The 20,464-nt window shown below is 54.7% G+C and carries 16 protein-coding genes; 4 read left to right on the top strand and 12 right to left on the bottom strand.

The window, feature by feature from the left end; all coding sequences use genetic code 11:
* Positions 1-131: 131 nt before the first annotated feature.
* The 4 genes from A3EQ_RS21825 to ku all read right to left on the bottom strand — a co-directional run bounded on the left by A3EQ_RS21825 (position 132) and on the right by ku (position 7,624).
* Entirely contained in the window at positions 132-1,178 is a 1,047-nt protein-coding gene (locus tag A3EQ_RS21825; RefSeq protein ID WP_081626247.1) for a polysaccharide deacetylase family protein, read from the bottom strand.
* Positions 1,179-1,834: 656 nt separating this feature from the next.
* Entirely contained in the window at positions 1,835-2,035 is a 201-nt protein-coding gene (locus A3EQ_RS0114875) for a cold-shock protein (RefSeq protein ID WP_020155949.1), read from the bottom strand.
* Positions 2,036-2,230: 195 nt separating this feature from the next.
* Positions 2,231-6,547 carry a S8 family peptidase gene (locus tag A3EQ_RS0114870; protein WP_020155948.1) on the bottom strand — a complete coding sequence of 1,439 codons (4,317 nt, stop codon included), beginning with the start codon at positions 6,545-6,547 and terminating at the stop codon, positions 2,231-2,233.
* A 252-nt stretch (positions 6,548-6,799) separates the two neighbouring features.
* A complete protein-coding gene (gene ku / locus A3EQ_RS0114865) occupies positions 6,800-7,624 on the bottom strand; it encodes a non-homologous end joining protein Ku (protein WP_020155947.1) in 825 nt (274 codons plus the stop codon).
* Positions 7,625-7,743: 119 nt separating this feature from the next.
* On the opposite strand from ku, the gene ligD reads away from it, so the two are divergent.
* Positions 7,744-9,564, top strand: a complete 1,821-nt coding sequence (gene ligD / locus A3EQ_RS0114860) for a DNA ligase D (protein ID WP_020155946.1) — start codon at positions 7,744-7,746, stop codon at positions 9,562-9,564.
* Positions 9,565-9,785: 221 nt separating this feature from the next.
* Here ligD and dapF read toward each other — a convergent pair whose 3' ends face one another.
* Positions 9,786-10,778: a diaminopimelate epimerase gene (dapF, locus tag A3EQ_RS0114850; RefSeq protein WP_020155944.1), complete on the bottom strand. Its 993-nt coding sequence runs from the start codon at positions 10,776-10,778 to the stop codon at positions 9,786-9,788.
* Entirely contained in the window at positions 10,775-11,347 is a 573-nt protein-coding gene (locus tag A3EQ_RS0114845; RefSeq protein ID WP_020155943.1) for a TlpA family protein disulfide reductase, read from the bottom strand. Before A3EQ_RS0114845 ends, dapF begins: the two co-directional genes overlap by 4 nt.
* Positions 11,348-11,737: 390 nt before the next feature.
* On the opposite strand from A3EQ_RS0114845, the gene A3EQ_RS0114830 reads away from it, so the two are divergent.
* Positions 11,738-12,295 (top strand): GNAT family N-acetyltransferase, encoded by a 558-nt coding sequence (locus A3EQ_RS0114830; RefSeq protein WP_020155940.1) that lies wholly within the window; start codon positions 11,738-11,740, stop codon positions 12,293-12,295.
* 60 nt (positions 12,296-12,355) lie between these two features.
* Positions 12,356-13,729 carry an MATE family efflux transporter gene (locus A3EQ_RS0114825; RefSeq protein WP_020155939.1) on the top strand — a complete coding sequence of 458 codons (1,374 nt, stop codon included), beginning with the start codon at positions 12,356-12,358 and terminating at the stop codon, positions 13,727-13,729.
* Between the two features lie 8 nt (positions 13,730-13,737).
* Here the strand turns inward: A3EQ_RS0114825 and A3EQ_RS0114820 are convergent, their stop codons facing one another.
* Complete coding sequence (locus tag A3EQ_RS0114820; RefSeq protein WP_020155938.1) at positions 13,738-14,511, bottom strand: SDR family oxidoreductase; 774 nt, start codon at positions 14,509-14,511, stop codon at positions 13,738-13,740.
* A 452-nt stretch (positions 14,512-14,963) separates the two neighbouring features.
* Between A3EQ_RS0114820 and A3EQ_RS21820 the strand changes: the two genes are divergently transcribed.
* A complete protein-coding gene (locus tag A3EQ_RS21820) occupies positions 14,964-15,425 on the top strand; it encodes an Hsp20/alpha crystallin family protein (protein ID WP_020155936.1) in 462 nt (153 codons plus the stop codon).
* Between the two features lie 160 nt (positions 15,426-15,585).
* On the opposite strand, the gene A3EQ_RS0114805 is transcribed toward A3EQ_RS21820, so the two are convergent.
* The 5 genes from A3EQ_RS0114805 to A3EQ_RS0114775 all read right to left on the bottom strand — a co-directional run bounded on the left by A3EQ_RS0114805 (position 15,586) and on the right by A3EQ_RS0114775 (position 20,442).
* On the bottom strand, positions 15,586-17,046 hold the full coding sequence (locus tag A3EQ_RS0114805) for a lmo1851 family serine protease (protein WP_020155935.1): 1,461 nt from the start codon (positions 17,044-17,046) through the stop codon (positions 15,586-15,588).
* A gap of 70 nt (positions 17,047-17,116) precedes the next feature.
* Positions 17,117-18,013: a M15 family metallopeptidase gene (locus A3EQ_RS0114800; protein ID WP_020155934.1), complete on the bottom strand. Its 897-nt coding sequence runs from the start codon at positions 18,011-18,013 to the stop codon at positions 17,117-17,119.
* Between the two features lie 164 nt (positions 18,014-18,177).
* Positions 18,178-18,882, bottom strand: coding sequence for a purine-nucleoside phosphorylase (deoD, locus tag A3EQ_RS0114790; protein ID WP_020155932.1), 705 nt, complete (start codon positions 18,880-18,882; stop codon positions 18,178-18,180).
* Positions 18,883-19,446: 564 nt separating this feature from the next.
* Entirely contained in the window at positions 19,447-20,067 is a 621-nt protein-coding gene (locus tag A3EQ_RS0114780; RefSeq protein ID WP_020155930.1) for a hypothetical protein, read from the bottom strand.
* 135 nt (positions 20,068-20,202) lie between these two features.
* Positions 20,203-20,442, bottom strand: coding sequence for a YozE family protein (locus tag A3EQ_RS0114775; protein ID WP_020155929.1), 240 nt, complete (start codon positions 20,440-20,442; stop codon positions 20,203-20,205).
* Positions 20,443-20,464 lie beyond the last annotated feature (22 nt).

Here is a 20,464-nt window from a genome sequence, read left to right as displayed (position 1 = left end):
TTTAGGGTATTAAGTTTACATAATTATTTTCTTGTAAATTAATCTTTCCGTCCGATTTTCCCCGCGGAAACCCAATAAAAATCTCCGCCTGCGGTACCGAAGCCGCGAGCGGAGAGCCACCCCTCGTTTTCCTACAATTGAACGGGTTCCAGCTGTTCGTTGATCGTGTCCGTCTGAAAATGCCGTTCTTTCAAATAGATGAACAGTTTTTCCAAATGTTCGGCCGTCGTCTTCCGGTCATGGAGCAGGATCACGATCGGTTCCGGGCGATGAAACTGTTCGATCTGATGGATCGTATTTTCCACAAAGGAGCCGTCGGTCAATTTCCAGTCCCGGCTGTCGACGTTCCAATCCCAGAGAATAAAGCCCTCCCGTTTCACCGCTTCCATGTATTCGGGCTTCATATAGGGTTTGGATCCGTAGGGGGTGCGGATGATCCGGGAACGCTTTCCGGAAACTTTTTCCAATGTTGTCTGCGTCTTTTTCATTTCCGCTACGACGCTTTTCTTCGATGCGTAAAATTGGGTTTTGCTGTGGGTCACGCTGTGCAAGCCGATCCGGTGTCCCTGCCGGATGACTTCTTTTACGATCTCCGGATATTTTTTCATGTTCGGTTCGACCATAAAAAACGTCGCTTTCATATCATATTTTTCCAAGAGCCGGAGAATCTCTTTCGTGGAGGCGTTGGGGCCGTCATCAAACGTCAAAAAAACGGTTTTTTGCGGCGGATTTTCTGGCGCCGCATCTCCTTTTCCATTTTCCTTCGGACCGGCGTTTTCCGCCTGTTCTTTCGGGGAATTTTCCTTCCCGCCTTTTTCAGCCGGAGGATTGCCCGTTCCTTCCGCCGTTTTTGTCTCTAGCCCTTGCGTTTTTTTGCCGGGCTGTTCCTCATTTCCGACCCGGCTTCCCCTTTTCCCCGTCTTCTGATCCTTCTGCCCGTTGCCGCTCCGTCCGCTTGCGCCCCCCTTCGCCGGATCGCCGCTTCCGCCGGCCGGCTGCCGGTCGGGCCTGACCGCCGTTTCTTGCATCGAAGGGACGGAACGGACCGTCTTTTCGCCGGAACGGGTAAAAGAAGGGGAGATGCTGATCCAAAGAATAAAACTTAATAGAATAATAGCTAAAAAGAGAAAAATCGCGCGGCCCCGCCCCATGTTTTTCCTTTTTCGCTTTGATCGCATGCCTGCCACCTGTCCTCGGTTTCCCCAAATCTTTTCTCCCTTTATAAGACTGTTTTTATTTAACAAATGTTACAAAAATATTACTTTAATTATATATTTTTATGCGGAAAAAAACGAGGAATTTCCCGGCCGCATGTTCCCCCCGTCCGGCAGGTCATCGGCACGGGGCCTTCTTTTGCGGATTCCGCCTCCCCCATTTGCGAAAGCCGCAGCGCCGGTTCCCTGCTACGCACCCGTTTTCCCGGAGGTTCCGGTAAACCGCAAACGAATAAAGGGGGAGTTTTCCCGCGCCTCGACCGGTTTTCCGTCGGGAAGCGCCGCCGGCAAAATCGATCTTCCGTTTCCGCCGCGGCCAGCGGAAAAAATGGAAAGCCGGCATTGCCGCCCGTACCAACATGGCGGAGATGACGGGCTTCCCTATCTCCAGGTTTTCCGAAAAAGATATAAGCGGATGCCCTGCTCCGCCCGCCGGACTGCGGGGGCCGGCTGAAGTCCATGGCCGTATTGCAGCCAAATTCGAAAGAAAATTTATCTGCTCCTGCGGGGGTTGGCTGAAGTCCATGCCGTCCCGGGGTCCGCCCCTGAAATAGCAACCTCTTGAAAAGGGAAAAGGGACGCCCCGTTTTTTCGCGGGTGCGTCCCTTTGAAGACAGGAGCTATAATTTTTTCACATTGACCGCCTGCGGGCCGCGCTGCCCTTCCTCTATGTCAAAGCTTACCCGTTCGCCTTCTTCCAATGTACGAAACCCTTCGCTTAAAATGCCCGTATAGTGGACGAAAACATCTTCCCCGTTGTCCTGTTCGATAAATCCGTATCCTTTTTGCGCGTTAAACCATTTCACTTTACCGGTAGCCATGTTCATCCTCCTAAAAATAAAATCAAAAGATGGTTTTTATTAGTATGGATGAAAAAAGAAATTCTAAACAAATTTTTTCAATCTTTCCCGAATTTAGCAGGAGGATTTCACCGCGCTTCCCGCATCGTGAACGAAAAAAGAAAGGGGCCCCCGATCTGCCAGGGGCACCCCTTTCTGAAAATTCTCCCGGCCGGTTTACTCTCCATCCACATTGATGAACAGTCTTCCGGAGGCCAGCGCCCGGGATTCGTTGCCGAAGCCGTCGGTCGCAATCACTTCCACCCGCGCCCCGTCGGCGACCACGTTGGAAGTGGCGGTATAATAGCCGACATAGCGGCCGGGGGAAACTTCCATCATCGGCAATTCATTGGCGTTGGCCAACGACTGGATGTTCGTCAAGGGCATATGGATGACGAACTTGGCGGCCAGTCCGGGTTCGCTGGTGAATTCGACAACGACCGTTTCACCCGCTTTGAGGCGGTAATCCCGGTCGGGTTTCACGTTCTCGAGGACAGGCGCGGTATAATCGACGGAAATGGTCACTTTCTTCGTCGTCCTGTTCCCCGCCTTGTCTTGGGCGATCACTTTTATGACGTTTTCCCCTTCGTCAAGCATGATCCGTGCCGAATACCGGCCGTCCTTCACCGTCGCCAGCTTGTTGTTCACCTTCACCCAGTTGAGGTTTTCGTCCTGTACCGTCCCTTCGACGGTGATGGTTTCCCGATTGTGTTTCGATTTGTTTTTCGGCGACTCGATCGTCAATTGCGGCGCGTTCGGGTCATAGACGACGCGCACTTCCCCGGAGGGATCGGTCATGCCGTTATCTGCGGCCACCCGGGCGGTCAATACGTTTTCCCCTTCCGCCAAAGAAACCGTACCCGAGAACTTGCCGGACGCGTCGGCCGCAGTCTCGCCCGCTTCTTCCCCGTTGTTGAACAGCTTCACGGTCAGATTGGGCGCCGCCGTCCCGGTAACGGTGATGTGCTGCTCGTTGGTGAAGGTTCCGTCCCCCGGGGATTCGATGACGGGCGGTGCCGCCTCATAGTCGACAACGGCGCGGATCATGTAGTTCCCTTCATCTTCCGGAGAGGGAGACCAAGTGCCGCCGACCAGCTCCCAGCTCCGTCCCGCATACGGGCCGTCTTCATCCGTCGCAAGTCCCGGAGAATTCGGGTAAGGATCGCTTTGGATATAGACGAGGAAGAACTCTTTGCCGACTTCGATGCCGTGATCGGCCAAATCGACAAATGTCCATTCGCCGTTGCGCAGCGCCTCGGCATCAAAGGGACCGGCCAGTTTGCGTCCCGGTCCGCCGTCCGTTCCGGATGCGTCATAGACGGCAACTTGGAATTCCGTTCCTCCAGGGACCGGCCATTCGGTGTCCCAGAAGCGGAATAATCCGCCCGTCAGCAGGGCCCGCTCGTAGCCGTCCCGCAGGGTCATTTTGACCGCCCAGCCGTTTCCGGCATCGTAAAAGGCCCTGGCGTTTTCCGCCGTCCCGTCGTCATAGCCGATTTCGCCCGGGAAGCCGATGAACGGTTTCAGATGGACGGTTTGGACGGTTTCTTCACCGCCTTGGACATGGATTTGCCGCTCTTCGCTGTGGAATCTGGCCGCCACCACTTTCAGGGTATAATCCCCTTCGTAGGCGGTCAGGGTAAATTCCCCGTTTGCATCGGTTACTGCCGGCGGAACGGCCGGGTCTTCCAGCAAATAGATCTTCGCCCCTGCGACCGGCTCTCCGTTAAAGTCGTTGATGACCCTTCCGGTCACCGTTCCGGTCGGCAGCGGTTCCAGGGTGAAGTTTGCGGTCGTTTCCCCGTTCCGCGGGATTTCCACCGTCCGGGTTTGGGTCCGGTAGCCGTATGCCTCGGCCTGCAGGGTGTAAGTTCCGGCGCTGTGGGTCAGTTCATAGCTGCCGTCCTGGGCCTTTGTCCGCACGGAACGCCCCGTTTCGAGGACGGTCACTTGCGCCTCAAGGGGCAACGCTGCAGGAGCCGGTTTTTTGCCGCCCTTCCCCGGCTTCTTTTGTTCTTTTGCGGGTTTGATTTGATCCGGATCGACCTTGCCCGATTTCAAGGCCAAGCCGGCCTTGTCGCCCGCCAGTTTGGAATAGGGCAATCCGGCCTTAATCCGCGAATTTTCCAAAGGCTGATCTGTAATCTTTACATCGTCCAGATACCAGCCCAAACGCTGCACGCTCGAATCCGTCGTCAAATTGAAGATCACATAGATCCTTTGCCCGGCATATTCGCTCAAATCGACCTGGCCGTCGACCCAGCCGTTGGAGGTGTCGGTGATCCGGAGCTTTTGCACCCAGTTCACTTTGTCCGTAGAGACGAAGACGTGGGCATAATCCCAGCCCCTCTCCAGCTGATACCATTGTTTAAATTGCAGATAGGACGGGCCTTCGGGCAATTGGATGGGCGGCATCAGGAGATTCATGTTGGCCGAATTGGGATAATTGCCCGCAAGGGAAGTGGCATAGACCTTTTCCCCGGAATAGGCGCTTCCGGGCCCGCTCGCGGGAACACCCCATTCCCAAACATCATTGGTCCCGTAAGACTTCCAGCCGGCGATGTCCGTTTCAAAATCCTGTTCGTATCCCACGGTGATGGCCGGCAAGACGTTGATGGAGAACTCTTCGCTGACCGCTTCATTGCCGCTGAAATCCACCGCATGGATCCGGTAGGCAAAGGTCCCCTGACGGACGTCCTCCGCGGGTACAACGGCAAAATATTCCCCGTTCAAATGATCGCCGGATGTCCTTTCCGCCGCAGCCGTTCCCCGGGTTCCGTCGGGTTTTTCGTATTCCACGAAGACGTTCGTCACGCTGACGTTGTCAGTAACCGTGGCCGTCAGTTCCAATTCGGTTTGGTCAAAAGCCCATTCGGGAACCGTATGGCTGATCGCCGGCGCCTCATTGTCCTCGCCCTCGGCGGCAACCTGTCCCTTCACTTTCCCCAGTCCGCTCACAACGGAGGACACGGCGTCAAAAACGTTCAACAGACCGTAGCCGTACCCGTTGTTCGGAGATTGGGGGAAAGTTCCGTCCGTCAGCGGCGTCGCCGTGTTGATCAAGATCTGTTCGATATCGTCGACGGTCAAGTTGGCGTTTGCCTGCCGCAACAAGGCGACCGCTGCCGAAACATGGGGCCCTGCCATGGATGTCCCGTTCCAGCCGCCCTCATAAACGCCGCCGGGTACCGAAGAACGGATGCCTACGCCCGGCGCCGTCACTTCAGGCTTAATTTCCCCGTAGGGAGACGGTCCCTGCAGGGAGAAGCTGGCCAGGCGGTTGTTGATGTCCGTAGCCCCCGTCGCGAAGGCTTCCGGATAGTTGGCGGGATTGGCGATCGATCCCGGCCCGCCCGGATTGAACAGGTCCGCATTTCCCGCGGAAAATTCCGGGAAGATATCGGCCGCCCGCCAGGCTTGGACCATCGGACGGTACCATTCGTCCATTCCGGAACCGCCGCTCCAGGAATTGTTCACCACGTCAGGCGCCTTTTCGGGATGGGGATTCCCGCCCGCATCCTTCGGCGCCAGGATCCATTCCCCGGCTTCCAGCAAATCGGAATCATAGCCGCCGCTTTCCGTGAAAGCCTTTACCGCGATCCATTTGGCTCCCGGCGCGACCCCGATTTGGTTCGATCCGTTCGGTTCCCGGCCGACCATCGTCCCGGTCACGTGCGTGCCGTGGCCGATATCGTCATAGGGCACCGCTTCCCCGTCCACCGCATCGAACCAGTTGAATTCGTGATTCACTTCCCCGGTTTGGGCATTGTACCCGCGATATTGATGTTTCAATGCCGGATGGTCCCATTGAACCCCCGTGTCGATGGAGGCGACCACCGAACCGGTTCCGTCGATGCCCATTTCCCAAACGGCAGGCGCGCCGACCCTTTCCACGTTCCATTCGATCGCGTTCGTTTTCGCCTTAGGTTCCGCCTCCCGGTCGGTGCTTGCGGCCTTCTTTACCGCTTGTCCGCCGACCAATTTCCGTTTTTCATCGGGAAGGATTTTCTCCACTTCGGGAAACTGGGCGAGCTTCTCCAAGACTTCTTTCGTCCCGGTGACAGCCAGGGCGTTGACGATGTAAAAAGATTGATAGTTTGAGACCTTTCCCTCTTTCTTTTCCCGCTGCAAATAGGAAGTCAAATCATGCTGGGTTTCCTCCGCTTTGGCGCGCAATTCGGAGACCAACAGCGACCTTTTGAGCAGCTTCGCCTTCGCCTTCGTCAATTGTTTGGCTTTTGCGGTTTTTTCGGCATTCTTCACCACTTGCTGCGGATTCACCTGATCTTTCAGCTTGACGAGAAACCGGACCTTGTCCGCCTTTTCCAGCTGGTTGTAAAGCTTTTTGTCGATTTTTCCTTTCGCAAGCTCGGCGGCGGTTTGGCCGAAAGACACTTTGCCTTTGGCCTCCGCGCGAAAGCCGGCGGCCGGAATCACGCAGGAAAAGACCAAGAGCGCCGTCAGAAGAACGGAAAAAGCCTTCCTCCTTCTCAAATTTCCACCTCTCCTCCCTTGTTTTATTCTTTCTTGGGGTTAAAAATACCATAGGTTGCAAGATTTACTTTAACGCAAACGGGAGGATAAGTTTGTCGAATTCTGATGCAAAAATAACAAATTTTCCAAAAATAATAAAAACGGACTACTTATTCGGGATTTTTTCCCATAAAAACAGGAACGATCGAGCAGCCGTTCCTGAAAATGGGTCTTTTGTCCCCTTTCGTCCGTGTCCGCATTGGGAGAATCGATTCAGGCTTTTTTTCTCGCCAATTTGCCGCCTTTTTTTCCGGCCGTTTTCTTTGGCTTCGTCCGGTCGATGGACGCCTGCAATGCCGCGAGCAAATCGGTCACCGCACTCGGCTTTTCCTCCTGATCCGGGGTGACGAATTCCTCTCCCTTCTTTTTGGCTTCGATCAGTTCCAGCAGGCTTTCCCGATAGTCGTCCTTGTATTTTTCCGGGGAAAATTCCGTGCTCAGGCGGTCGATTAACAGCAGGGCGATCTCCAGTTCCTGGTCGGAAAACTTATCCTCCGCCGGGACGTTCGGCACATCCGCCGGCTTCCTCACTTCGTCGGGAAAATGGATCGTTTCCAAAACCAGGGTATTTTCGAAAACGCGCACGGCCGAAAGCTGCACCTTCGAACGGATCATGATTTTCGCGATCCCGACCTTTTTCGATTTTTCCAAGGCCTTCCTTAACAGGGAATAGGCCTTCCCTCCCCCTTCGTTCGGGGAGAGGTAATAGGCGCGCCGGAAAAAGATCGGGTCGATTTCCGCCATATCGACAAAGTCGAGGATCTCCACCGCCCGCTCTTCCATTTCCTTTTCCAGCTTGTTTAAATCTCCCTCCTCCAAAACGATAAATTTTCCCGGCGTGTATTCATAGGCCTTCACCAGTTCGGCGCTTTCGACACCCTTTTGGCAGTTCGGGCAGACCTTTTCGTATTTGATCGGGGTATGGCAAGGTTTGTGCAGGGTGCGGAATTTGACGTCTTTCTCTTCCGTCGCCGCATGAAGCTTGACCGGTATGTTGACGAGGCCGAATTGCAGACTTCCCTTCCAAATCGTGTGCATCTCCATCCATCCCTTTTTGCCTTTAATTTCCCGCTTTTCCCCTGCCGTTAACCCGCTAATTTATGGAAATGGATAAAAAAAAAGGGGCCTCCATACAATAAAAACGGAAGGTGAAGGCGATGAAACCGATGCAGCCGACGCTGACTTTCCGCTTTCCGGAAGGGAAGGACTGGCGCTATGAAGTGAAATACGACGGATTCCGGGCGACGCTGGCCTTCGGCAAGGGCTTCAGCCTGGTAAGCCGGAACGGGAAAGAGCTCGCGGACAAATTTCCGGAAGCCGCGGCCTTTTTCGAAAAAAATCGGGAGGTCCTGGCCCCCTTTCTCCCCCTTTCCTTGGACGGGGAACTTACGGTGTTAACCAATCCGTTGAAGGGGGATTTCGCCGCCATGCAGAGGCGGGGACGCCTCCGTTCGGAAGCGGGGATCGGCAGGGAAGCCCGCCTGCACCCGTGCAAATTTCTCGCCTTCGATCTGCTGGTTTACCGCGGAAAATCTTGCCGCCATCTGCCTTACCTCGAACGGAAAAAAATGCTCCGGGCGCTGTTTGAACAAACGGGCTGGCCCCTCGCCCCGGACGGGGGAAACCCTTCCTTCGTACAAATGGTCCCGGCCGACGGGGACGGGAAAAGGCTTTGGGAAAAAATCCAAATTTTCGGCGGGGAAGGGATCGTCGCCAAGAAAAGCTCGAGCCGATGGGAAGAGGGGAAAAGCGGCAGCTGGCTAAAATACAAAAACTGGAAGAAGGCGGCCTGCTTCATTCACGCCTACGACAAGAGAAACGGCTACTTCCGGGCCGCCGTTTTCAAAGGGGAACAGGTCTTTCCGGTCGGCTCCTTCCGCCACGGCCTGGAAAAGGAAGAATATGAGGCCCTGAAAAAAACGATCCGGGAAAATGCCGCAAAGGAAGACGGCCGATGCATCTACATCGTACCTTCGATCTGCGTGGAATTGAAGTTTCTCCAATGGGCGGAGCAAAACTTCCGCGAAGTGGTTTTTTCCCGGTTTTTGCTCGGCCTTTCCCCGGAGCAATGCACCTATGAACGGTTCAAGGAGGCGGCCAATCCCTTTCCCTTCCCCCTGACCCACCCGGAAAAAATTTTGTGGCCGAAGCAAAGGATTACGAAAAGCGCCTATATCGATTATTTGCAAAGGATCCGCCCGTACATGGCCCCCTTTCTCAAGGACAGGCCCCTGACGGTCGTCCGCTATCCCCACGGGGTGGAAGGGGAAGCCTTTTTCCAAAAAAACTGCCCCGATTACGCCCCGCCCTTTGTGGAAACGGCGGCGCTGGGAGGAATCCGCTACATCCTGTGCAATTCGCCGGACACCTTGATTTGGCTCGGCAATCAGGGAGCCATCGAATTCCATATCCCCTTTTGCAGGGCGGACGACGAGAAAAACCCGGCGGAGATCGTCATCGACCTGGATCCGCCGTCGAAGCGGGAATTCCCCCTTGCGGTGGAGGCCGCGGCCATGATCAAAGAAAAATTTGCCGACCCGCTCGGGTTGAAATGCTATTTGAAATCTTCCGGAAAGCACGGATTGCACGTCTATTTTCCCGTCGGCGGCAGCCGGGCCGTCACCTGGGAGGAATCGCGGGCGTTCACGTCCTTCCTCTCCCGGTTTCTGCTTGCGGGAAACGAAAGGATTTTCACCGTCGAAAGGCTGAAAAAAAACCGCGGCAGGCGGCTTTATATCGATTATACGCAGCACGGGGAAGGGAAGACGATCATTTGTCCCTATTCGGCCCGAGGGACCGGCGAGGCGGGTGTGGCGGCCCCGCTGGATTGGGGGGACCTTCCGTCCCTTTCCCCCGATCCCCCATCCTTCGAAGAAGCCATCAAACGAGCTGAAAAGGGCGATCCCTTCGGCGATTATTTCGAAACCGACAACGGGCCGGTCCTCCGGGAAATCATCGAATTTTTGAAAAGGAAATAGCGGATGCGGCCCGTCCGGCAAGAGGAAGGAACCGCGGAACCTTCCCGCCGGCAAAAAATGGATGACGGCGGGCCGCCCGCCGTTCCGCCGGCATAGAAGGTTCAGGGCCTTCCGGTAGCCCGCCTCCCGAAAAACGGAGATTTTGCTTTGGCCGTACGGCATCGGGTGAGGCGGCGATACGAGCCGTTCGATCACGCGCTTGCAAAGGCGGAAAGAGGCCCTCAAACTTTATCCACGCCGAAGATCTCCCGGATTTTTTCCCGGGCTTTCCTTTCGATCCGCGCATAGGCGGCCTCTTCTTCCGGATAGCGGCGGGTGATCGCCCATCCGGCCAGCCCGGCATCCTCCTGCCAGCGGAATATCCCGTCGTATTCATAGGTCCCGTTTCCGATCAGGAAAATTTTGTCCCCGTCTTCGCTGATGACCGTCCGGACGAACCCGCCGTTATTATAGACGGTGACGGGGGAATTCCTTTTGGCGTACCCGTTTCGTGCGGCGACGAGGCTGGCGGCCGACATGGCGGTGCCGCAGGCATTGGTAAAACCGACTCCCCGTTCGTAGGTTTTCACGAAAATTTCCCCTTCCCGGATCGGGTAAACGAAACTGACATTGACCCCGTCCGGAAAATAAGGGTTTTCCCCGTTGACGAAGGCGGAGATCCGCTCCTGCTCGCCGGAGAGCATCATCTCCTTGGAGACGATGGCGATCAGGTGGGGATTCGGCACGCTGAGGGCGGTAAACAGGAGCTCCCGGGACAAATCTTCCAGCTTTTCGTTAATGATCTCCCTTTTGTCCGTATTCATCGGCAGGCTTTCCGGATCAAAGCGGACGGGGGAGATTTCCACCTGAAAGAGGGGAACGTCCGGGCCGTCCTCCCACCTTTTGACTTCCAGCACCGCCTTTTTCGTTTCCACGAAAATCGTATCTTTTCCCGTCTTTTCGATGAAATATCTTCCGGCGCAGCGGAGCCCGTTCCCGCACATCGATGCCTCGGTGCCGTCCGCGTTATAGATCCGCATGGCCCCGTCCGCCTGCCCGCTCGGGGACAGGAATAAAATCCCGTCCGCCCCGATCCCCTTTTTCCTGTCGCAAAGGGTGATTGCCCAGCGTTTTTTCGTCTCCCTGTCCGGGGGTGCGGGAAGATGTTCTTCATCGATCAGCAGGAAATCGTTTCGCGATCCGTGCACTTTGCGAAAGGGAACCTCAAGGATCATTCGGATGATTCCTCCATTTGTCTGAAAATTTTATCCATGTCTTTTTCCTTCATCGGTCCTACGTATTTGCGGCGGATCATCCCTTTTTCGTCAATGAAGAAGCTGGTCGGGATGCCGACCACGCCATATTCCTTCATCATTTTTCCTTCCCGGTCCAAAAGGACGGGAAAGGTCAGGCCATGATCCTCCACAAATTTTTTCACCGTTTCCGGATTTTCCTTGCCGAAGGTCAAATTGACGGCCAAGACGGCGATCTCGCCGCCGTGCCGGCGATAAAACTTTTGCAGATGCGGGATCTCCTCCCGGCAAGGGGAGCACCAGCTCGCCCAAAAATTGAGCAGCACTTTTTTCCCGCGGAAATCGGCAAGGGAAAGTTCCGTTCCGTCCAATGTCCGCAAGGGGAGCACCGGCGCCTCGCCGCCCGCTTTTTCCCCGGGGGTTTCCCCCGGCGCCTCGCCCCGCCTCGCCCCGCCTTCCCCGGAATCCTTCGGGGAGATCTTTTCTCCGGCGAACTCGAAAGCGGCCAACAGGAATAACAAGGCGGCCATTCCGATCAGGAATCTTTTCATGTCGCCACCCCCGGATCCGATTTCTCGCATTTTAAGAATAACCGATTCCGGGATTTTTTGCTTGCTTTTGCCCGATTTTTTTTATACATTTTTATTACCCCTTCCGTCGGTTTCAAGCCGTTTCCCCGGATCGGCACAGGCTGAAAAAAGTGACAAAAAATGATGAAAAATTTTCGCCCAAAGCTGTTTATTTTTTATCCATTTTCCTGTATGATACGTTCGTAATCCAATCTCGCGGCATCCCGCGACGCAAGGGAAGGCAAATGGTGCGCCACCGGCTCTCCGCCGGTACTAGTGGGTTCGATTCCCACCCCGAAAATTTTTATCGGAGCCATCATTTCGAGGGTGGGAATGCTCAAGCAGTACTGCCCTCATGGAGGAGGGATCCCCATGCTCAAAAAAAGGGATTTGCAAGATTGCCAAGCCCTATATTCATTGATCGTCCACCCGGATGTTTTCCCCTATGTCCGCCATAAACCCGGGTCCTTTGAAGAATATTTGTTTATCACCAAGCAAATGATCGAGGCGGAAGAACGGGGGGAAGTGATTTCCAGAACGATCCTCGATGAATGGGGGCAGCCGATCGGCACCATTTCCCTCTACGACATTGCCGATAAGGCGGGATTTTTGGGCACTTGGCTCGGCAAACCCTACCACGGGAAAGGGTATAACCGTTCCGCCAAGGAGGACTTTTTCAACGAAATCTTTTTTGATTACGAGATTGAAAATGTCTATTTACGGATAAAGAAGGAAAATATCCGTTCGATCAAAGCGGCCGAAAAGCTTCCCTACACCGTAAAGATCGGCGGCGGGGAAAAACAGATGCGCCTCGGACCGGAACAGGAAGGAAATTACGAGCTGTACGTCGTACGGAAGGACGCCTACAACTTGTACCATAAAAAGAACGGTTTTCCGTACGGGGGGCAGCTGCCCCCGCTGGAAGCCTGACACCGCAGGAGGACGGATATTTTTTTGTTGCCGTAAACCGTTTCGGAAAGGGAGGAAACCATGCACCCGACAAAAAATAGAAAAGAGAAATTCCGGTTGTTTGTTGCCATCTTCAGCCCCATTTTCGTCACCCAAGTCGCCATGTCCCTGATGGGCTTTTTTAATGCGTCCATGTCCGGAAATGTCGCCTCGGCGGATTTGGCCGGCGTCGCCATCGGAAATTCCCTCTGGAGCCCGGTTTACACCGGTTTGAGCGGGATCCTCGTGGCCGTCACGCCCACCGTTTCCCAGCTCGTGGGCGCAGGCAGGGAAAGGGAAGTCCCCAAAACGGTCCAGCAGGGCATATTGGCCGCTTTTTTTATTTCCATGTCGCTGATTGCCGCCGGGGCGCTGAGCCTGGAAAAGATATTAAACCTGATGGACCTGGAAGAAGAGGTAAAACGGACGGCGCATGATTATCTCGTTTCCTTGTCCTTCGGCATCGTCCCGCTGCTCGTTTACAACGTGCTCCGCTACTTTATCGACGCCCTCGGCCAGACGAAGACGACGATGATCATCACCCTTTTGTCGGTCCCGATCAATGTCTTCTTCAATTATTTGTTCATCTTCGGCAAATTCGGTTTCCCGAAGCTGGGCGGGGTCGGCGCCGGCGTGGCGTCGGCGATCACCTATTGGATCATTTGCCTCATCGCCATCCTCCTGATCACACGGATAAGGCCCTTTTCCCGGTACGGGATTTTCCGGGCCTTTTACGGGATCCATTTCCCCGTTTTAAAGGAACTTTTCCGCGTCGGGATCCCGATCGGGATGGCCATCTTTTTTGAAACGAGCATATTTGCGGCGATCACCCTGCTCATGAGCCAGTACGATACGGCCACCGTCGCTTCCTACCAGGCGGCGGCCAATTTCACGACGATCCTGTACATGTTCCCCCTCAGCATTTCCATGTCGTTGACGATATTGGTGGCCTATGAAGTCGGGGCCGACCGGCTCCGGGACGCCGGGCAATACAGCCGGCTCGGCATACTGACCGCCCTTATCCTGGCCTTCCTGAACGCGGTCATCCTGTACGTCTTCCGGTATCCGATCGCTTCCCTGTACACGAATGAAGAAAGGGTGTTGGAAATTACCGCCCGCTTTTTGCTGTTCGCCATCGGCTTCCAGTTTTCCGACGCGATTCAGGCCTCCGTGCAAGGGGCGTTGCGCGGCTATAAGGACGTGAACGCCAGCTTCATCACCACTTTTGTCGCCTATTGGGTCATCGGGCTCCCGGCCGGTTATCTCCTTGCCGGGTACGGCGGCATGGGCCCTGACGGCTATTGGATCGGGATCATTTCCGGATTGACCGCCGGCGCCGTCGGGCTGTCGGCGCGCCTGTTCTATATCCAGAAAATAAAATACGGCGGAGCGTTCGTAAAAGGGGAAAGACGATGAAAACCGGGTCATTTCCCCTTCCCTTTTCCGAGGACATCTTTGCCGCCCGTTACGGAAATGACCGCTCCGGTGATAAAATCGGATTCTTCCCCGCACAAAAAAGAAATCACCCTGGCCACATCTTCCCCCGTCCCCGGCCTTCCGACCGGGGTGCCGGGATCGGGGTGCCCCATCGCTTCCCCGATTCGTTTTTCCTTCCAATCCCCTTCAATGTCCCCGGGTGAGACCATGTTCACGGTAATCCCGTATTCCGCTTCTTCCCGGCTCAGCGTTTTCGTCAGCGAAGCAACGGCGCTTTTCGCCGCCGCAAAGGCCGACCTCTCCGGCCACCCCGCCGCCGTTTCCGCCCGGTCGAATCCCATGGTGATGATCCGTCCCCATCTGTTTTCCCGCATGGCGGGCAGGCAGAGTTTCGTCAAATAAAAGACCGCGTTCAAATTGCCGTTCACGAGGTACAGCCATTCGTCCAGGCTGTAATCCGCCATTTTTCTCCGTTCGCGGATATAGGGGCCGGCATTATGGATGAGAACGTCCACGCGCCCGGTCAGGGAGATGGCCTGTTCGTAAATCCTCCGGCAATCCTCCATCGAGGCCACGTCCCCTTTGACGGCGGCGGCCTTGACGCGGTGCTTCCTTTGAATCTCTTCCGCGAGCTTCCGGGCTTTTTCCTCGCTTTTGCGGTAATTGATGACGATATGGAACCCTTTTTCCGCGAGAAGTTCCGCCGTCATCTTGCCGATCCCCGCCGCACCCCCGGTGATCAACGCCGTTTTTTCCTTCATCGTTACCCTCCACTGACAAAATTCCGATCCTGTATTCTTTTCTTATAGTATACATGTTTCTTATCCAATGCAATAAGGACGCCTCGACTCCTCAACCGGGGCGGGCGCGTCCGTCGCCGGGGCCCGGACGGGGCCCCCGGCGGCAGGAAAACGGTCGTCGACGATGGCGGAATCGCCGATGCTCGTGAACCCGGGAACCTTCCAGGCCGCACAAAATGCTTTTGCATGGCGAAATCGCCGATTCGCAGCGGGGAAGGCCGCCCGCGCAATCCCTCGGGGCGGGCCGGAAACCGATCATCCCGCACCCTGCCTGTCCATGGCCGAAACCGGCAAGAACCGGGCCTCAATGCGGCAGCAGGAAAAACCGCGGCGGGGTTTTCTTCACCTTCCCGTTTCCGGCTTCATAATTTGTTGATAAAAGGGGTTTTCGGGACGGAAGGAAGGTGGCGGCCGTGTTTCCTTGGAACTGGTTTGGCGAAACGAAGGACTTTTTTCAAGGGATGAATCCCGAACAGTTCCAGAAGATTTTCGACCAATGGATGAAAATGACATTGCCGAACAACCTTTGGAATTTTTCGAACGGGCAGCCTCCGGCGCCCGAAGGGGGAAAAACGCCGGAGGAAAGCCCGGATCGCGGCCTGAACGAACGGGTCTTTGAAACATTGGAAGATATCTATATTCAAATCCCGTTGGAAAATAAACAGCTGCTGAGGCGGGCAAGGATCTATTACACCCAGAACCAATGTTTTATCGAGGGGCTGAACAAAGGACGCCACGTCATCCCATTGCCCGCCCTCGTCCGAAAAAAAGGGGCCCGGGCCGCCTTCCGCGATCAAATGTTGGAGATTAAAATCCCGAAGAACACCGACGTCCAAATCAGCGAGATCCCCATCCGGAAGGAAGACGGGCGGTAAAACCACATCCCCCCATTCGCGGGGCGATTCTTTGAAACGCCTCCGCTCCTTTCCGATCCCGCTTATTCCCATTCCGGCGGCCGCCTCCCTTTTTGCACGGCCTTTCCGCATGCCGGCGCAGGAAGAATTTCCCAGAAAAAAAGATGCCCGGGACGGGCATCTATTTCATTTTTTCTTTCAGCACTTCGATGGCTTTTTTCAATTGGGGATCATCTTTTTCCAGTTTTTCCCTTATGTTTTCATACAATCTCGCCGTCGTTTCGCCCGTGACGATCCCCGTCGCTTTCAGCTTCTCATCCCTTTGGAAGGCTTCCACCGCCGCCTTCGTGTTTTCGTCGAACTGTCCGTCCACTTTTCCGGGATGATAGCCGAGGACTTCCAGGAACCGTTCGGCGGTCTTCACCTGCTCCGATTCCGTCCCTTCTTTCAGCTTCAAATTCGGATCGATGTAAGGAAGATTGGCATAATCCGGATATTTCACCGGATAATCGGGCTCAATCCCCTTTTCGTGGATCCAATTGCCGTTGGGCGTCAGCCACTTGGCGGTGGTCAGTTTGATCGTGGAACCGTCTTGGAAATCGCTGGAAGACTGGACGGTGCCTTTGCCGAACGTCTTTTCCCCGACGAGGGGCATGCCGGCCGATTCCTGCACCGCAGCCGCCAAGATTTCCGAAGCGCTGGCGCTTCCGTTATCCACCAGGACGACAAAGGGGAATTCGAAGGGTTCCTTTTGGGCGGAAGTCTGTTTCTCCACTTTCCCGTCTTTGTATTCCAGCTGATAGATCACTTTTCCGTTGGGAATGAAGATATTGGCGATTTCAATGACCTGATCCAACAGCCCGCCGGGATTTTGCCGGAGGTCGAGGATCAAGCCTTTCATTCCCTCTTTCTTCAGCTTTTCCAAATGTTGTTTCAATTCCTCGGTCGTCCGCTCGGAAAAGGAAGTGATTTGAATTTTGCCGATTTTTCCGTCCAGCATTTCGCTGTACACCGTTTCGATCGGGATCACGTCGCGGGTGATTTTGACCTTGATCGGCTCATCCACGCCCGGGCGGAGGATCGTCAATTCCACCTGGGTCCCCTTTTTGCCCCTGATCAGCGTCACCGCTTCATTGGCGCTCATGCCTTGAATGTTTTTGCCGTCCACTTCCAGTATTTTGTCGTTGGCTTTCAAGCCGGCCTTTTCCGCCGGGCTTCCTTTAATCGGCGCGACGATGACGATGTAGCCGTCCCTTTCTTCGATCTGGGCGCCGATTCCTTCAAAGGAGGAAGAAATGCTTTCATGGAAACTTTCCGCTTCTTCCTTTGTCATGTAATCGGAATAGGGGTCGCCCACCGCTTCCACCATCCCGTTGATGGCGCCGTCGATCAAAGCCGATTCATCCACTTTCTCGATATACGAAGATTTGATCTGGTCGTATACATCATACAGCTTTTTGAATTCTTCCCGGTCCCGCACCTGGATCCTTTCCACGACTTTTTCATCGCCGAAAGACAAAGCGAAGGCCGTAATCCCCGCCGTCAGAAAGACCGTCAAAAACAGCAGCATGATGAAATGGAATTTTTTTATCGTAACCGTTTTTCCTTGGTCATCCATCTGTCCTTTTTTCTCATCTTCCATAGGATTTCACCACTTTCGACGATATGCTCATATACAAAAGAATATCATGTTTCATGAAAATTACAAACGATTAAATGGCCCTTGCCTGCTCGAAAAATTCCTCCAAGGTCCAGCCGTTTTTGTAGATCGTTTCCGCATATTCGCCGACGTACCGGTAGTGCCACGGTTCGTACATGTACCCGGTAATGTCTTCCTTTCCCTTCGGATAGCGCAGGATAAACCCGAACTTGTGGGCGTTTTTGAAAAGCCATTTTCCTTCCGGCGTTTCCTCGAATTTTTCATTCAATTGGAAGCCGTTGCTGGCGCTGGAGATATCCATGGCGAGCCCGGTCTGATGCTCGCTTTGCCCCGGCACGGCAACGGCCTGCACCGCCAATTCCTTCCCCCTCTCCGCCACCTCCGCGTCAAACAGCTCCTTCTGCCGTTCGTACGACCGGTAGCCGGAGACGGCATACAGGCGGATTCCTTCCTTTGCCGCGGCCCGGAACATCCTTTCCAGGGCCTCGGCCGCCTCTTTGCGCATATAGCTTTTTTCGATGTCCCGGTCGCCGAAGGAAAAGGGGACTTTCGGCCTGACAAGATCCTTCGGTTTGTAGCCGGGAGGAAGGCTGTAGTCCTTGTTGACGATGATCAGGATGTTGTCCGGGTTTTTGATGACTTTTTGCCCGTTGATCACTTCGATTTCGTTGAACAGGCTGGCATCCAGCAGGATTTCCCCGCCCTCCCCTTCACCGGGCGCTCCGTTCCCCCCTGGATGTCCGCCGGTTTTTTCCGAAGGTTCGGCGCCGGTATCCGGTTGATCCTGGTTGTTTTCCTTTTGCTTTTGCTCTTGACCGGCCGTCCCACCCGTTTCGCCCTTCTCTTTTCCCTTGGAAAAGAGGCCTTGGCAGGCAACGAGCAAAGGAATGGCCAGTAAAAGGATGAAAATTTTTCTCGTCAAAAAAATCCCCCGCTTCCCCGGCAGCATGCCGGTCCCGCGGCGCCGCGGCGCGGCTGCCGCATTCCGTCCGTGCCGGAATCATCCGTTTCTTGAATCGCATGAATAAATTTTATCACTGCCGAAATCCCTTGGGTAGAGTTATTTCCCGCCAAAAAAACAGGGCCGATCTTTTCCGATCGGCCGGGAAGATTTCATTCTTTGACAGCCGCCTCCAGCGCCACTTCGATCATATCGTTGAAGGTCGTTTGCCGCTCCTCGGCGGTCGTTTCCTCTCCGGTTAAAATATGGTCGCTGACGGTCAAGATGGAAAGGGCCTTCCTGCCGAATTTCGCCGCAAGGGTATACAGGGCGGCCGTTTCCATTTCCACAGCCAAGATGCCGTACTTCGCCCATTTTTCGTGCTCCGCATAATCGTCGTAGAAGAGGTCGGCGGTAAAGACGCTGCCCACCTTCAAATCCAGGCCCTTTTCCGTTCCGGCGTCATAGGCCTTCTTCAGCAATTCAAAATTGGCGGTCGGCGCGTAGTCGATCCCGTTAAAGATTTTCCGGTTTATGTACGAATCGGTGGAGGCGCTCATCGCCAATATGACGTCCCGCACCTTTACGTCTTTCTGGATGGCCCCGCAGGTGCCGACGCGGATCAGCTTCTGCACGTTGTAGCTCTGCATCAGTTCGGTAATGTAGATCGCGATGGACGGAACGCCCATGCCCGTCCCTTGGACGGAGATCCGTTTCCCTTTGTATGTGCCCGTATAGCCGTACATGTTGCGGACCTCATTGTAAAGCACCGGGTTTTCCAAAAAATTTTCGGCGATGTATTTCGCCCGAAGGGGATCCCCCGGCAGGAGCACCGTATCCGCAATTTCATGCGCTTTGGCGGCGATGTGAATGCTCATGAAAAAATCCTCCTTAAGAACGAATACTTTTTTCGTTTCCAATATACCATATTTTGCGTCGTTTGGTAGCCGGGAAAAGGAGGAAGGGAATGGATTTTGCGGTTCGTCCTTCAAACGCACCCAAAAAAACCGATGGAAACCCGTGCAGCCGACAAAAGGGGGATGGGCGAAAGAGGTACCGTTTCGGCCCGCCGGAAGGGGGGATTCGCCCCTCTTCCGGCTTCCGGAAGCAACCGTTTACCATTTCTACCGGAAACCGCCGGCCGGCCCATCCCGGGATGGAAGCGCGCCGAAAGCGTTGTCGGGAGGACGGAGCCGCCCCTCCGGCAGAAAGTCTCCCCTCCGATGTTTGCCTTTTCGTGCCTGCCGGCCGGACGGAGGAAAAATCGCGGCCGTCCCAAATGAAAATCCCTCCGGCAGGGCCCCGGCCGGTATAAGGCAAGCAGGGTCACCGCGGTTCCAAAAAGAAAGTTCCCCGGCAAAGGAAAAAAGGAAGGCCGAACGATCAGCCTTCCGCAAAGGGCGGGGCGCCTCCTGGGAGGCCATCCGGCCGGATCCCCTTCATTATTTTTGAAAGTGCCTGACGATGGCCTCCAATTTTTTCAGCACTTCTTTCATCTTTTTCCTGTAGGTGTTTTCCCCGAACAACTCATACAGCCGTTTATAATCGTTATACATATCCAAGAGCATGTCGATATCCGCCATATCCTTTTTCCGCTCCGGCTTCTGCGGCGGATTATTCCGCAATTGGGGGTGCAAAAGAAATTTTTTCGCCTTTTGTTCGTCGGCGATGTAAATCAGCTCTTCTTCCGATGCCTCGAGCCATTCCCCGTCCTTCAGCCGGGACAACTCATAGATCAAATCTTCCCATGCGGAATTTTTATACCGCCAAATCTCGGCGCGGAAACCGATGACAACGAACAGATCGCTGCCGTAGCCTTTTACATGGACGATGTCCCCGAATTGGAACCGATAATCGATATGGACGTTTTCTTTTTGCACCAATTCCGCATCTTCATCGGCCGGGGACAATTGGTCCTCCCGGTACAGTTCCTCGCGGTTGTGAAGCCGGTAAAACCACTGGCCTTCCACCAGATGGACGTTGACGATTTTCCCGAAAATCTCCTCGTTCCGGCCCATGACGTAATCCCCGATTTTATATTTCGCCATCCTTCCCTTCGTCATTGCCCCCACTCTTTCTCCTCAATCTTTAAACCATTATATGCACATCGGAAAAAAATGAGAAAGGGGGGCCGGCCGGGAAAACGGGAAGTCGGATTGCGGACGTTCCGTCCGGCCGGGGGCCACAGCCGGAGATGATCAGATTCCTTCGTCCATATCCCGCTCCCATTCCCTATAAAGCGCCCAGGCCCGGTCAAAGACGTCCATCGAAGGCAAATATTCCCCGTTCAGTTCCAGATAGCGGGAAATCTCATCAAATTTCCTGGATTGTTTCGGAAAGCCGTGGTCCCGGTAGACATTTTCCGCGAACCGGGCCAATTCGTCCTTTCCTCCCGGATTCCGGTATCGCATGAGAAAATGATAGAAGGATTTTGCCATCGCATCTCCCGTCCGTCAAAAT

The organism is Caldibacillus debilis DSM 16016, assembly GCF_000383875.1.
GTDB classification, from domain to species: domain Bacteria; phylum Bacillota; class Bacilli; order Bacillales; family Caldibacillaceae; genus Caldibacillus; species Caldibacillus debilis.
This window is presented reverse-complemented; position numbering and strand designations above follow the sequence as displayed.